13 protein-coding genes are annotated in these 12288 nt (G+C 71.3%); 6 read left to right on the top strand and 7 right to left on the bottom strand.

Annotated features, from left to right (window positions below; all coding sequences use genetic code 11):
- The first annotated feature begins 695 nt into the window (after nucleotides 1–695).
- Nucleotides 696–2435: an uS11 family ribosomal protein gene (locus OIE69_RS44640; protein ID WP_326581588.1), complete on the top strand. Its 1740-nt coding sequence runs from the start codon at nucleotides 696–698 to the stop codon at nucleotides 2433–2435.
- A gap of 32 nt (nucleotides 2436–2467) precedes the next feature.
- Here the strand turns inward: OIE69_RS44640 and OIE69_RS44635 are convergent, their stop codons facing one another.
- Complete coding sequence (locus OIE69_RS44635; RefSeq protein ID WP_326581589.1) at nucleotides 2468–2698, bottom strand: hypothetical protein; 231 nt, start codon at nucleotides 2696–2698, stop codon at nucleotides 2468–2470.
- Between the two features lie 276 nt (nucleotides 2699–2974).
- Entirely contained in the window at nucleotides 2975–4369 is a 1395-nt protein-coding gene (locus OIE69_RS44630) for an AbiJ-related protein (protein ID WP_326581590.1), read from the bottom strand.
- Nucleotides 4370–4688: 319 nt separating this feature from the next.
- On the opposite strand from OIE69_RS44630, the gene OIE69_RS44625 reads away from it, so the two are divergent.
- Nucleotides 4689–5168 (top strand): hypothetical protein, encoded by a 480-nt coding sequence (locus OIE69_RS44625; protein WP_326581591.1) that lies wholly within the window; start codon nucleotides 4689–4691, stop codon nucleotides 5166–5168.
- 138 nt (nucleotides 5169–5306) lie between these two features.
- Complete coding sequence (locus OIE69_RS44620) at nucleotides 5307–6527, top strand: hypothetical protein (RefSeq protein WP_326581592.1); 1221 nt, start codon at nucleotides 5307–5309, stop codon at nucleotides 6525–6527.
- Nucleotides 6528–6676: 149 nt separating this feature from the next.
- Here OIE69_RS44620 and OIE69_RS44615 read toward each other — a convergent pair whose 3' ends face one another.
- A complete protein-coding gene (locus OIE69_RS44615; protein WP_326581593.1) occupies nucleotides 6677–6952 on the bottom strand; it encodes a DUF6225 family protein in 276 nt (91 codons plus the stop codon).
- 258 nt (nucleotides 6953–7210) lie between these two features.
- Between OIE69_RS44615 and OIE69_RS44610 the strand changes: the two genes are divergently transcribed.
- A complete protein-coding gene (locus tag OIE69_RS44610) occupies nucleotides 7211–7789 on the top strand; it encodes a DUF6300 family protein (protein WP_326581594.1) in 579 nt (192 codons plus the stop codon).
- Between the two features lie 103 nt (nucleotides 7790–7892).
- On the opposite strand, the gene OIE69_RS44605 is transcribed toward OIE69_RS44610, so the two are convergent.
- Nucleotides 7893–8321, bottom strand: coding sequence for a hypothetical protein (locus OIE69_RS44605; RefSeq protein ID WP_326581595.1), 429 nt, complete (start codon nucleotides 8319–8321; stop codon nucleotides 7893–7895).
- Between the two features lie 542 nt (nucleotides 8322–8863).
- Here OIE69_RS44605 and OIE69_RS44600 point away from each other — a divergent pair.
- Entirely contained in the window at nucleotides 8864–10105 is a 1242-nt protein-coding gene (locus OIE69_RS44600; protein WP_326581596.1) for a hypothetical protein, read from the top strand.
- A gap of 56 nt (nucleotides 10106–10161) precedes the next feature.
- Here OIE69_RS44600 and OIE69_RS44595 read toward each other — a convergent pair whose 3' ends face one another.
- A complete protein-coding gene (locus OIE69_RS44595) occupies nucleotides 10162–10638 on the bottom strand; it encodes an LOG family protein (protein ID WP_326581597.1) in 477 nt (158 codons plus the stop codon).
- Here OIE69_RS44595 and OIE69_RS44590 point away from each other — a divergent pair.
- Nucleotides 10560–10760 (top strand): hypothetical protein, encoded by a 201-nt coding sequence (locus OIE69_RS44590; protein ID WP_326581886.1) that lies wholly within the window; start codon nucleotides 10560–10562, stop codon nucleotides 10758–10760. The genes OIE69_RS44595 and OIE69_RS44590 overlap by 79 nt on opposite strands.
- 44 nt (nucleotides 10761–10804) lie before the next feature.
- Here OIE69_RS44590 and OIE69_RS44585 read toward each other — a convergent pair whose 3' ends face one another.
- Nucleotides 10805–11071, bottom strand: coding sequence for a hypothetical protein (locus tag OIE69_RS44585; RefSeq protein ID WP_326581598.1), 267 nt, complete (start codon nucleotides 11069–11071; stop codon nucleotides 10805–10807).
- Between the two features lie 51 nt (nucleotides 11072–11122).
- Nucleotides 11123–12271 (bottom strand): hypothetical protein, encoded by a 1149-nt coding sequence (locus OIE69_RS44580; RefSeq protein ID WP_326581599.1) that lies wholly within the window; start codon nucleotides 12269–12271, stop codon nucleotides 11123–11125.
- Nucleotides 12272–12288 lie beyond the last annotated feature (17 nt).

The following is a 12288-nucleotide window of genomic DNA, read 5'->3' as shown; positions in this document are numbered from 1 at the left end:
ACAAGAGTGAAGATCCGGCTCCGGCTTTTCGCTGGAGAGGCCCGGCCCCGCCCCTGTGTGCCGCCGTGAACGGCTCACTGACGCAAGGCGGCATATCCCCGCCCCGCTGCACTCATGAGGCGGCACGCGGGCGCACAGCCGCCCCTGCGCCTCGTCCCGCGGCCCGCCCTCTGCGGGCCGCCATCCCACCACCGGCCCAGCGCAGCGGCTCCCCGGGCCGGGGGCGTGGCGCCGCGGAATGGCATCCATGCCCTGGCCATGCGGCCGGGCGTGACACTACCGGCGCTGGAGGCCGGAACGACCGGTGGGGCTGGGTTGTCCCTCACATCCCACGGTGGTGGCTGGTGGGCTGGGGCATGGGGGTGTAGGTGCCGGTGCACTAACCCGGCGGCCGCTCACTCCCCAGTGGCCGGTTCCAGGATGCTGGCGTGATGGGCGTCGGGGCGTCGTGGGTCGTGCCTCGAAGCGCGCTGTCCGTGCCCGCAGGGAGGGCACCCCGCCTGTCACGTCGTCTGCGTCCGTGACATGCCCGGTACCGGCGTGCGGGCGCAACGCGGCAAGAGGCAGGCGGCCTGCGACACGGAGTAGGCACCCGCCCATGCGGACAACGGTCTCGGCCGGGACCTGGCGTACCGGTCTGGGGAGGTCTGCGACAGTGACAGAGGAGAAGGGTGCAGGCGACGAGGGGATGCATCGTGCGGCGTGACCGGGGCGGGCTTGCGGTACTGCGGGAGAAGGACTTGGTGCGCGCGGGGGTGGATGTCCGCGGGTTGCGGCAGATCACCGTGCTGTTGGGGCGTGCGGGGGGCGGTAAGTGGCACGTGCCCGCGACGGGGACGGGGTGGCGGGTGCACTGCCGGTACGCGGAGGATCTGACCGGAAGCCCGCAGGTGCTGCTGGACGCGCGGGAGCAGGTGTGCCAGCACTGCGTCGGCCTGGTGAGCCTGGAGCCGGGTGAGGAGGCTCTGTGGTGGGCGGCGGCGGAGGTGGTGGCCGCCGACGCGGACGTGCGCAGGCTGGAGAAGCAGGAACCCGGGCCGCGGTCGTGGAGCGGGTACGCACAGGTGCTGTGGGAGGCGGCCCGGCACCGCGACGAGCGGGTCCGGCAGCGGCTGGCGGAATGGGCGGGCGATCGTGCGTTCGGTGCGGCAGCACAGCAGATGACGCAAGCCTGGGCGGCGGTGGTGGAGCGGTCGGAGGCGATGCTGGCCGCTTGGCGGGCGGCGGCTCCCGCCGCGCGGCAGGCGACCTCGGTCAGCGCGGCCTGCGATGCGGTGGCCGCTGATGGGCGGGTGCGTGAGCAGGGGCTGCAGTTGGCGGCCGCGGTGGAATCCACCCGATTCGGTGACCCGTTCGATGCGTGGGCGGCAGTGCGCCGGGGGTGGAGTGCGGCCCGGGACCAGGGCCGCGGACCGGCCGAGGCGCGGGATGCGGCGTTGAGAGCGCTGCAGGCGCGGTGGGGGCAGGCGCGGGTGCGGGACGTGACGGCGCTGCCCGAGCCGGCCATCGTGGCGGCCGCTGGGTTCACTTCGCCTGCGCGGTGGGCTGATTCTGAGTTCGCTCACCGGTGGCGAGGGTTCGTGGTGGAGTGCTGCAACCAGTTGGAGACGGCACTGACCGATGGCGCCGGCGGTGAGCCAGCGGGGGCACAACGGCTTGTGCTGGTGACCGGCTGGCCGCTGACCCACGAGGGGGACGCGGAGCTGGCCTACCTGGCGCAGTACGAGCAGCACGGGCCCGTCGTGCCGCTGGGCGGGCGCCGCCACGGCTACGGCCAGGAGCCTAATCACGCCGTGGTGCTGGCTGTGCCTCAGTTCGCGGCCCGCCACGCTGACGAGCACACCCGCGACCAGGACGGGCGGATCGTGACTGGCCCTGCCATCGCGCCGGGCGCGAGCGAGCCTGGTGAACAGGATGTGCTGGCGCTGCTGCGCCACGCCTACCCCTACCTGCCGGCCGACGCCGCCCGCGACGGCGCGGGGGCGGAGGTATCGCCGCTGGTGGCCAAGGCCCGGGCAGAGCGGCGCGGCGCCCGGCGTGCGGTGCGCGGGTGGTCGCAAATGCAGCCGGGGTCGACCGAGGTGTACAACGCGCTGGTCGTCGGCCGGTACAGCTGGGTACCCGACGACGAACCGGCCCGGGGGGCGGCAGCTGCGGAGCTCGCGGAGCTGCCGATCCACTGGATGAAGGACTGGACGCTGTGCCTGGACGTGGAGTGCGGACCGCGGCCCGACACTTCGTTGCACCGCCTGTACGGGGCGGTGATGTCCTTCGTCGCCGACTCCGGCCTGCTCGGCTTCGCGCCGACCGGCGGTCACCCGGAGATGACGGTTCCGGTCCACCGGATCGTCGCGCTGACTGGCGATGAGGACCGGCGGCGCGTCTGGGAGGTCCCCGCCCACGAACCGTATGAGGACCTCTCGCCGCAGGTCTGAGCTGACAGCCCGGCTAGCGGCGCAGGGTTTCCTCAGCCGGTCCCCCACCGGTGCGCTGCGGCACCTCGCCATTCCACCCAGCGCGGGTCGTCGACCACCAGGCCCGGCTCCGGCAGGCCGGCAGACCGCAGGATCAGCAGCAGGTCGTGGTCGGAGAACGCGGTGCCGACGTAGTCGTCCTCCATCCGGCCCTCGTGGTGCATCGTCACCAGCCGGCCGCCCCTCGGCGACAGGCCGTGCACCACAAACCGTGCGCCTTCCATGACTTCCAGCGTGCCGCACAACGATGAGCAGTGCTCGCTGGAGCGAGCGGCTGGGCGCTGCCGCGCAGTGGTGGCGCCCGCCGTTGGAGTGGAGGTCAGCACCGCAGTGCCGCGCCTTCAGATGACGGGGCTGCGTCGGCTTCAGTGTTGACGGTGCGCACTCCCGTAACCGTCACGTCCAGTGCGCGCCGGCGGGGCCCCATCTTCCCCCTTGGGGCCCCTCCCCTCGCTCCCGACACCTGTTGACGGGGCCGAGTACGGGACCACGCGACCTTTTCAGGAGTGGTCGCCGGGCGGACGGTTCAGCAGTTGGCGGAAGAAGTCGGCGACCACCGGGCGTGCGCGGTCACGGTCGCGTAGTTCGTCGTGGCCGAACCGGAACACCTCGTAGCCCCGGAACTTCAGGTCGCGGTCGCCGGCCATGGTGGCGGCGTACTTCCCGCTGTCCGGTACGGCGCCGCCGTCGCGGGTGAAGTGCTGGCTGCCGTCGACTTCCAGCACCACGCGTCTGCCGCCCGGCAGCAGCATGAGGAAGTCCATCCGCAGGTTCTGCAGGGCGTTCTCGCCGCGTTCGCGTACGGTCTTGTGGTCCCAGTGCATCCATATCTCCGGCAGGAGCGCGGGCACCTCGTGCAAGACGTCCTTGTACAGATGGTGGTACAGCCAGAACAGGTGACGCTGTCCCGGGGATTCGGGAGGCAGGGACGCCTTCATCCGCTCGTACAGACCCCGGCTCGCCTCTCCGGGGTCGGTGGTGCCGCGGGTGGCCTGCCACCAGGACAGCAGGTCGCGCCAGAGCAGCCCGTCCTTACCGACGGGCGTGTCATAGACCAGGACCTTGTCGGCGCGTTCGGCGATCTCGATGTCGTTGTCGATTGCGCTGGTGAAGCGGATGTCGGGTTTTCCCCGGCTGGCGAAGATCAGGTTGCGGGGACGACGGCCGGTGCCACGACCGGGCTGCACCAGGTAGAAGACGGGGTAGCCGTCGGCTTCGCCTTCCTGGCGCAGTAGCGCGCCCACCGGCTGCAGGTGCTCGTTGGCCAGGTCCACGAAGCGGCGCTGTGCGTGCTCGTCGGGTAGGACCGAGGCCGAGGCCAATCCCTCGAGGAAGCGCCCGAACCGGGGGTGGGGGGCCTCGAACGCGCCGAGGCGCTCGAAGAGCTCCTCGGCGCTCCAGTCGTCCCGGAATCTGATGACGTGACGCGCGATCTCGTCGCGCAGGCCGGCGGTGGGGGCGCCCCATTCCCCCAGCCAGTCGTCCCCGAGGTCCCACAGCTGGCCCAGCATGGCGAGGAAGCGGTCCGGGTATTCCAGGTAGTCGTCCAGGGCGAGGTCCTTGGCCAGCTCGCGCCGGGTGCGACCGGGAATCTCGACGTAGTGGCGTCCGAGCCACACCACGTCCTGCAGAGCATGGCGTTCGGCCGTGCGCAGCGTCTCGCTGTCCAGTACGGCCTCGGCGACCTGGGGCAGGCGGCCGTCCGGGCAGGCCTGCAGGCTGGCCGTCAGCCGTTGGTGCTTGGTGGGGCCGCCGTCATCGTTGGCGGGCGGCGGGGGCAGGTGGAGGCGTTCGCACAGCTCCGGCAGGTCCTGGTGCCGGTAGCTCTGGTACAGGGTGCCCAGGACGCCTTCGATCAGGCTCCGCAACCGCGGCAGATCCATCTGCTCAGCCATCACACGATGATGAGCCAGACCCTCTCCTGGTTCCAGACCGGGTCACCGCTCCCTGCGGCGTGGACGCCTGGCGACTTCCGCCCGGGGCGCAGCGAGGGTGTGGCGCCGGTGGGGTCCGCTGCGCGGTCCGGGACAGCCGATCGTCCCAAGTGCTGTCCCGGGTAGTGGGAGCCGCCTGTCGCTGGCCGTTGGATCGGGCTTGAGGCGGGGCACGATGGCGCCGGCGGTTGCCGCTTGCCCGGCTGTACGAGCGTCGCCCGAGGGCATCGCGGCGGCTGGTGGGCCGTGGCGATCACGGCGGCGTTGCGAAGGAGGGGTCGTGAAGTCGGTCAAGGATCGGTGGGCCGGGTTGCGGCGGCGGCGACGGGCGGCAGCGGAAGACCGGGAGCGCCGACGGCAGGTGAAGCGCCACCATCGCGCTGTCCTGGAAAAGGCTGCCGGTATCTCGTCCCTGGCGGTCGTATGCCACGAGGACACCTGGTGGATCGTAGAGCAGATCGCCTTTTCACCCTTCTTCTACACCCGATTCCCCCATGACCGGATCAAGCGCGGGGCAGCGGGCATGGTGACCGTGACGGTCTCCGGGCCACACCTGGTGCGGTGCCTGGACAAACTTCTCCAGTGGTGGCCGGCAAAAGGCCTGTTCCTCGCCCACCAGCCGGACGCCGCGGTGGCACGTCACCTGTACACCAAGATGGCCGCGCTGGTCGACGGCATCGACCCCCGCTCCTGCTGTGGCGGTATCCCCCCACTCATCGTCGACGTCGGCCTGGAGACCGGCGAGGCCGTCACCACCTGATGTGCGGTGCCTGGGGGGAATGTCAGCCTCCCGGCGGGCGGGCTCGGGTATCGCCTCCGTGGCCGTGCGTGCGCCCCTAGGATGGCCCGGCCACGCCAACCCTGATCTCTTGCGTGGCGTGGCCTGGGAAGGACGTCGATGACCGATCACGCAGCCACCGCCGCCACCGTCCGGGCGCCCGCGGACCCGGCGCTGCTGGCGCTGGAGTTCCGTCACGGCGACCGACTGCTGGACCCGGCCGGGACAGGTCTGCAGACCTGGCAGGTGTCCATCACGGCCGACGGTGAACTGGTAGGAAGCCTGCAGGCCACCCGGGGGCTGTGGTGGAAGGCTGGCGATCTGCGCGAGCGCCTGACCGACGAGGGATCCTTCGTCGCCGAGGTGGCGCAGCAGCTACTGGATCCGGACGGGGCGTTCTCCGAGAGCTTCGAGGAGATGATCGAGGTTCCGGGCAATGTGCTGATCCTCGACCGGTGCGAGATGACGCCGCCGTGGGACGACCCGCTGACGGTGGCAGGGGTGGCCGCTGCCGCCGTCGACCGGCTGACCGACAACTACTTCGTCGTGGTCTTCCCCCGTGACGGGGCGCCCGGAAGTGTCGGCGCGCAGTTGTTGGAGCAGGCCGGGACGCTGCTGGCAGCCGTCGAGTTCAGCGATGAGCTGCTGATCTTGGACACCTCGATGGCCGCTCCCGAGCAGGCCACCCGCCGTGTGCGGGATCGCCTGGAGGACCGGGCCCGGCGTGGGGGTGTGGACCTGGAGGACCTGGACGAGGAGGACTGGCCCGAGGACGAGGAGCATAAGGTCCTCACCTCGCGGACGGCAGCCGTGCTGCGCCTGGCCATGGAGCAGCTGTCGCAGGAGGCGTGGCAGGAGGTCGCCGCGTTGGGCGACGAAGTGCTGCCGCGCGGCGCGGGCGGCTTGTTCGGTGCCCTGCCGCCGGTGACGCTGCAGCAGGACGGCGGGTGGCGGCGGCAGATGGCGCGCACCTTCGATGACCTGGCCGCTGACCTCGCCGACGGCGATGTGGTGCCGCTGTGCACGGGTGAGGAGATGGCTTTGCATCTGGGCATCCGCCGGGCCAAGAACCTCCATCGCACTCGGCCCCGGCTGGTCGCTCAGGCCGTAGAGGGGTTGCCGGCCGCAGCTCGTGACTTCGACTGGTACGCGTGCTCCGACCTGCTGTTTGAGGATCACGACGTGCTGATGTTGTTCGATGACGCCCTGGACGGCATCGAGGACAGCGGTAGCGACGTCAACCAGGCTCTGGGCATGGTCAACATGGCTCCGCTGGACTGGTTCAGCCCGTTCGACGAGGATCACGCCCGCGACCCAGAGAGAGGCTTCCGCCACCCCTGACGCCCACGGGATCGCCCAACGCTCCACCGGCCTCGCGCGGCCGGTGCCCGAGCGGAGCTGGGCGCACCAGCAGACCGCGCATCCGGCACCGCCCCACCCCTCCGCTGCGCCCTGGCGCTGAGCGGCAGGCAACTACCGGAGCGTGGCGGTCACAGGTCTTGCTCGTACTGGCCGCTGGGGAAGTCCGCGTCGATGGTGACGTACTCGTCCGCCGGTTCGCCCGCAGTACCCACTTCGCGCGTGCCGGTCGCCACGCCCGTGACGACGTAGCGGTCGTCGACGGTCTGCGCCGGGTGGGGCGCGGGGTCGTCGGGCACCGCGATGTGCAGCGGCATGTCGTCGGGGTACGCCGTGAGGGCCTCGCGGAGCCGGCCAACGGTCCATGCCTGGACGGTGTGGGTGTAGATCTTGGCGGTCACGGTCATGGTCGCTCCTGCTCTCTTGAGGTGGGAGCAGTCTCCCGGCAGGCGGTGGCCGTCACGACGGACACGGCCCGTCACGTCGCGCTGATGGCCCTGTCGATGTCGTGCCCGGGGCGCCGGGTACGGACGAGCCGCAGGCCGGGTGCGGTGGGTCCCGGCCGGGGCGCGCAATCCCCGGTTCGGATCAAGTCCGGGCGAACCGGTTGACCCGCTCGCAGCGCAGGCCTTGGATGGCAGCCTGAGCCGACCAAGGGGGTACGCGTGAAGGCCCGGATCCATACTTCTGGCGACCTGCCGCCCTGCTCACGCTGCCACGGCCCGCTGACGATCAGCGTGGACATGCCGCAGCAGGACGACCAGGGGCAGCCGATCCACCTCGAGCTGTGCCGGGCCTGCGACGCCGGCAAGGAAGCCGCCGACGTTCTGCTGGCTTGGTTCGCCGCCGGCGGCGGACACGACCCCGCACGGTTCGAGGAAGGTGCGCGCCTGCTGATCACCTGGCAGGAAGAAGCCATGGCCGTCCACGGCTGGGTCCTGGCGGCACCCCCGGACGAGGACGACATCACCCGCCTCAGCCGCGAACGCGACCTGCTGCGCACCCGGATCGAGCATGCCGCACCGGACGAACGCCGCCGCCTGCAAGAACGCATCCGGGCCCTGTCGGGCGACCTGGCCGCCGCTTCGGCCCCGGACGGCCCCGCCGTCTTCGGCGACCCGCGGCACATGCCACCGCACGTGACCCCTCCCGGCCCGCTCTCCCCCGAAGCCGAACAGCGCCTCCGTGACACCTTCGACCGCCTGTCCGCCGAGGAGGCCCACGAACGCGAGCACGGCGACTGACCGACGCGGCCCCCGCCACAGCCGGGCCGGAACGCCGGGCGCGACGGCCACGAAACCTCCCGCTACCGGTCGTCGGCCCACTCCGGCACAGGGGCCCGGTCGCTCATCGCCCGCCGGTGGCACCGTCCTTGGAGCGGCGCGCCGTGCGGGCATCGGGGCTCCGGCCGACCTGCTCGGTCACGAAGTCGACCTCGGCCTCACCGAACGCCGTGCGCACCCCGGAGGGGGTCATGCCGGACGCCTCGGCCAGATCCTCCAGCTTGTAGGGGCGGCTGCCGTGGAACGCCCGCCCGTAGGCCAGCAGTCGGCGGATCTCCGCCTCGGCGGCTCGCCGCCGTGCGCGGGCGTCGCTCAACGCCACCAGCAGCGGATCGGCCTCCAAGCCGTCGGTGGCCGCCTCCAGACCCACCGCCTCCTGCGCGCGAGCCCGTTCAGCCTGCTCCAGCGCATCAGGGAACAGTTCTGGCGGCGTGACGTCCTGCGGCCGCGGCAGCGGATGACGGATCGCTGCGATGTCACCAATCACATCCATAATGCGACCATCGCAAAAAACTGCGCACAGCGCAATAGATCCGGCGGGCCCAGCCTCGAGCGGCCGCTGGTCCGCAGGGGCACGTCGACTGCGGACGACCAAAAACGGGGACGGGGCCCCGAGCGGTGCCCGGGCCCCCGTCGAAGGTCAGCGCCAGATGTGCACGGTGACCTGGCCGATCACCGCGGTGCAGCACGCCGCCGCACCAATACTCGGAGGGAATGGCGCACAGATGCCCGCCCGCGCCCCCCAGTAGTCCATGGCACACACGATTGAGCGTTGCCTGGGGCAATCGCGCCCCCTGTCGCTGTCGCCGCTCTAGGCTCGATCCCCTACTTCATGCAGTGGGTACGCCAGCCAGGGCCATGGAGCCGTCAGCCCCGGCGGCCGATCCGGGGTGTTAGGAATATATGTACTCGGACTGGAGAAAAACGGATAAGTTGGCGTTCCTGCGAGCCGTTGACGCCGTCACCGGACTCCTGGCTTCCCCTGTTGGCTCTGGCCCCGCCGCGCGGATCATTGTCCAGCGGATGGTGGCGCGCATGTTCGAACTCCTCACCACCGGGGACCCCGACGAAGAGGCAGACGAAGCGGAAACAGCCTGCAATCTGCTGGTACCTGAGCACGGCTCCAACGAACAAGCAACCCGGGCATGGCTCGCGCAGATCCTGACTAACCGGGCGCTGGGCTACAACGAGGAGTTCGCGGAGTACACCGGCACCGACTACGGCTGCATCGACCTGCAGGAGCATCACGCGTGGGCGTTACTGTCCCTCGGCCCGCTACCGCGCCGTTTGAGGCTGCTGCAGACCGCCACCAAGTCCACGGCGGTCTCTCTCAGCCGGGCGCTGGACGTCGGGAAGCATCAGATCGACCACTGGGCTTCCGGGCGGTCGGCTCCGCGCCCTGAACGGCGCGAGGCCCTGGCAGCCGCACTGGGTGTGCATCCGGCGTGGCTGGCCACCGACCGGGACGACTGCGCGGACTCCCCGCTCTACGTCTATGCCGCGTGCCCCTGCGGTACCAATGCGGGTTTCACCTCCGGTCCGCTCGAAGGCGACAGCCCCCGCTACATCCAATCGCTGGACTCGGTTCAACCCGTGCAGTGGTGCGACGGTTGCGGTCAGCCATATCTGTCTTCGGAGGGGTTGCTCATGCCCCTGCCGGTAACAGACGAGACCATGACTCCTGGAGAAGCGGCGCTCGCCCGCGGCGAGGGGCCCGCTTACAGTGCGGCGCTCGTGGACGGCCCAGAGCTGGGCGAGCCATGGCCGCACGGCCTTTGGAGTCCCGGCGCCACCCCTCGGGAACGCGGCGCAGTACGTGTCCCCGACCTCCTGAAGAATCCCCCCCGTATGCCCGAAGGATCAGCTGGCCCGTCTGTTGCTGTCCCACAGCAGCCGCGTCGCTCATCTGCGGGCAGCAAGGCGCGCGGCGGGCGTGATGCGGTGCCCCCGGAACTGGTTCACCAGGAGATCGCCTCGCAGACCTTCCATCCCGGCGGTCGTGTCACCACCGAGCGCGCTCCGGCGGTCTGGACGCTGGCTCATAAGGGATACAGCGGCTCGGGCCGCCTGGATGTGTGGGTCTACTACTCGGAGAAGGAAGCCTTGCGGGCGGGCGCGGAACTCGCGATGGCCTGTGGGATGGACGAGGACGCGGCAGCCCGCGCGTACTTCGCCGCCGGTTGCTACCGGGAGGCCATGGCCCGCTACGAGGCCACCCATGGCGAAACCCACCTACTCCGAGTCCAGTCCGCCTTCGTGCAGGACCCCGGGGAGTGAGTGCTGTCCGGTCGGGCGTCATTTCCCCGAGCACGGCGCCCTGCCAGTGCATGCGGTCAGGCGGCAGTGGTGATGTCGTCCTCAGCCTCTGGGGCGGCGGGCACGCGGGCGAGCAGCGTTCGGATCAGCTGTGCCAGGTCGTCGTCTGCCAGCAACATCTCGTCCAGGGGTAGATGGTCGTGGAGGGCGAGGAAGCCCTGCGCGACCGCGGTGCGGACGAACGTGACCAGGGGGCGGTAGAACCCGCCGGTGTCGAGCAGCCCGACCGGGCGGGGCGGGAACACGGCCAGCGCGCTGCCGGACCACACGTACGCGAGCCCGTCCAGGGTGCCGAACCCGCCGGGCAGCGCGATCACGGCATCTGCGGCGCTGGCGAGGTGCTTCTTGCGGGTGGCCATGTCCGGCACGATCCGCAGGTCGCTCAGCCCGGCGTGAGCGACGCCGAGGGCAGGAGATGGAGGCCTGGATACGTGCTCTGGGCGTGGACGGTGCCCGCACCGCGGCCTCGTGTGCGCACTGGGGGTTGCCGTCATCGAGCCTGGACATCGTCGTCGACCGGCTGCATGTGCGCCGGCGGCTGCGAGCCGGGAAAACGGTCACGGCCGTGCTCGCCCTGGCCGCGCAGTACGGCGTCGACCTGCACCTCACGCCCTGACGGTCCGGGCGGTGGCTGGCGGGGAGCGGCGGGGCGTCAGGAGATCAGCGGATGTCGCCCCGCCAGTCCCAGAACCGGGTGCCGCCGTCGCCGGGTCGCGGCCCGTACACGCTGCGGCCGCCCAAAACGTAGCGGCCGATCTCCGTCCGCAGTGGCGCTCCGGCGGTGCGTTCGGGCTCCGTCCATCCGGTGATGTCCAGCAGCAGGCCGTCGAGCGGACCGCCGACCAGCTCGCGGTAGACCCGCCGCGGCCGGGGCCAGGGGGCATCGTGATCGGCGCCGTACACGCGCCGCCGCACCGCATCGTCCATCCGTCCACGGTGCCACCGGCCACGGACATCCGCTCCGCCTGCGGCCAGGGGCTATGCGGGACCGGGCCCGTGGCTGCCGGGCCGCTGCTGGGCGATGTCGTGCCCGGCGGGATGGGCTCGCAGGGGCCGATGCCGTGCGGTGGAGTCCTCTCGGCGCTCCCGCGATGTGCGTCCTGTGCTCGTCTCCTGGCCGGTGCAGGGTTCGTGGCCGCTCTCGCCGTCGGTACGCGGTTCGGTGAACTGCTTGTTGCGGTCGGCCCCGTCGGCGCTCAAGGTCGCCGTGGCCGGCTCGGCGGGGCCGTCACCGGCGGTCATTGGTCGTGTGCCCGGCACCGGCGTCTCGTCGGGGTGGTCCGGGGTGGTCCGGCGGGCCCGCGACAGCGGGGCGCTGCTGGGCGGCGTCTGCGGCATGCGTCGTTCCCGGGCCCAGGAATGCAGTCGCCAGTGCGTCAGGTCGTGCTGGTCGAGGGAGGTGCGGTAGCGGCGGGCGCCCTCACCGGCGACGACCTGCTCGGCCATCGCGGCGAAGACCATCGTGGTGTCGGCGTAGACCTCGAGCATGATGCACAAGGACTCCACCATGCCCTCGCGGCGCAGCCGCAGTTGTTCGGCGGCCACCGGTGAGGTGACGGTGGCCAGGTCCTCGTCCAGGGCGTAGATCTGGGCGGCCAGGCGTGTGGCGGCCTCGCCCAGGGGCCGGGAGCGGTCCGGGGCGGGCACGGGCGGCTGCGGGGCTGGCCGTCCGAGGAGATCGTGGATCCGCACCGCGTGCATGCGGCCTGCCAGGGCATCGAGGGTGCGGTTGCTGTTGTCGTGGCGGACGACGATGAGGTGCGCCGCGGTGCGGGCCAGGGCATGCAGCGGCTCGCGGGCTGCCTGATCGCGCAGCACGTCGGCGTGGACGGCCAGGACGGCGCCGGTGAGGTTCGTCGGCAGGCTGGAGGGGTCCTCGGCGGACAGCAGGGTGCAGGCGACGCCGGGTTCGAGCGCGGTCACGGTGGTGGCGATGTCGTCATGGAGCGCGGGCGAATCCACCACGGCCAGCGGAGCACCGATGTCGGCGGCCAGGCGGGCTCCGGCGCAGGCGAGGATCTCGCGGCCGCCGGCGCCCGTGTCGTACTCCACACAGCCGCCTCGCTCGGTCACCAGCGCTGTGACAATCGCGTCGATCTTCGGATGCTGCAAAAAGCTGGTGTCCATGGTCGGCTCCGTTGCTC

Source organism: Actinacidiphila glaucinigra (genome assembly GCF_035918135.1).
Lineage (GTDB): Bacteria > Actinomycetota > Actinomycetes > Streptomycetales > Streptomycetaceae > Actinacidiphila > Actinacidiphila glaucinigra.
The sequence above is the reverse complement of the archived record's forward strand: the minus strand, read 5'-3'. Positions and strand labels throughout refer to the sequence as shown.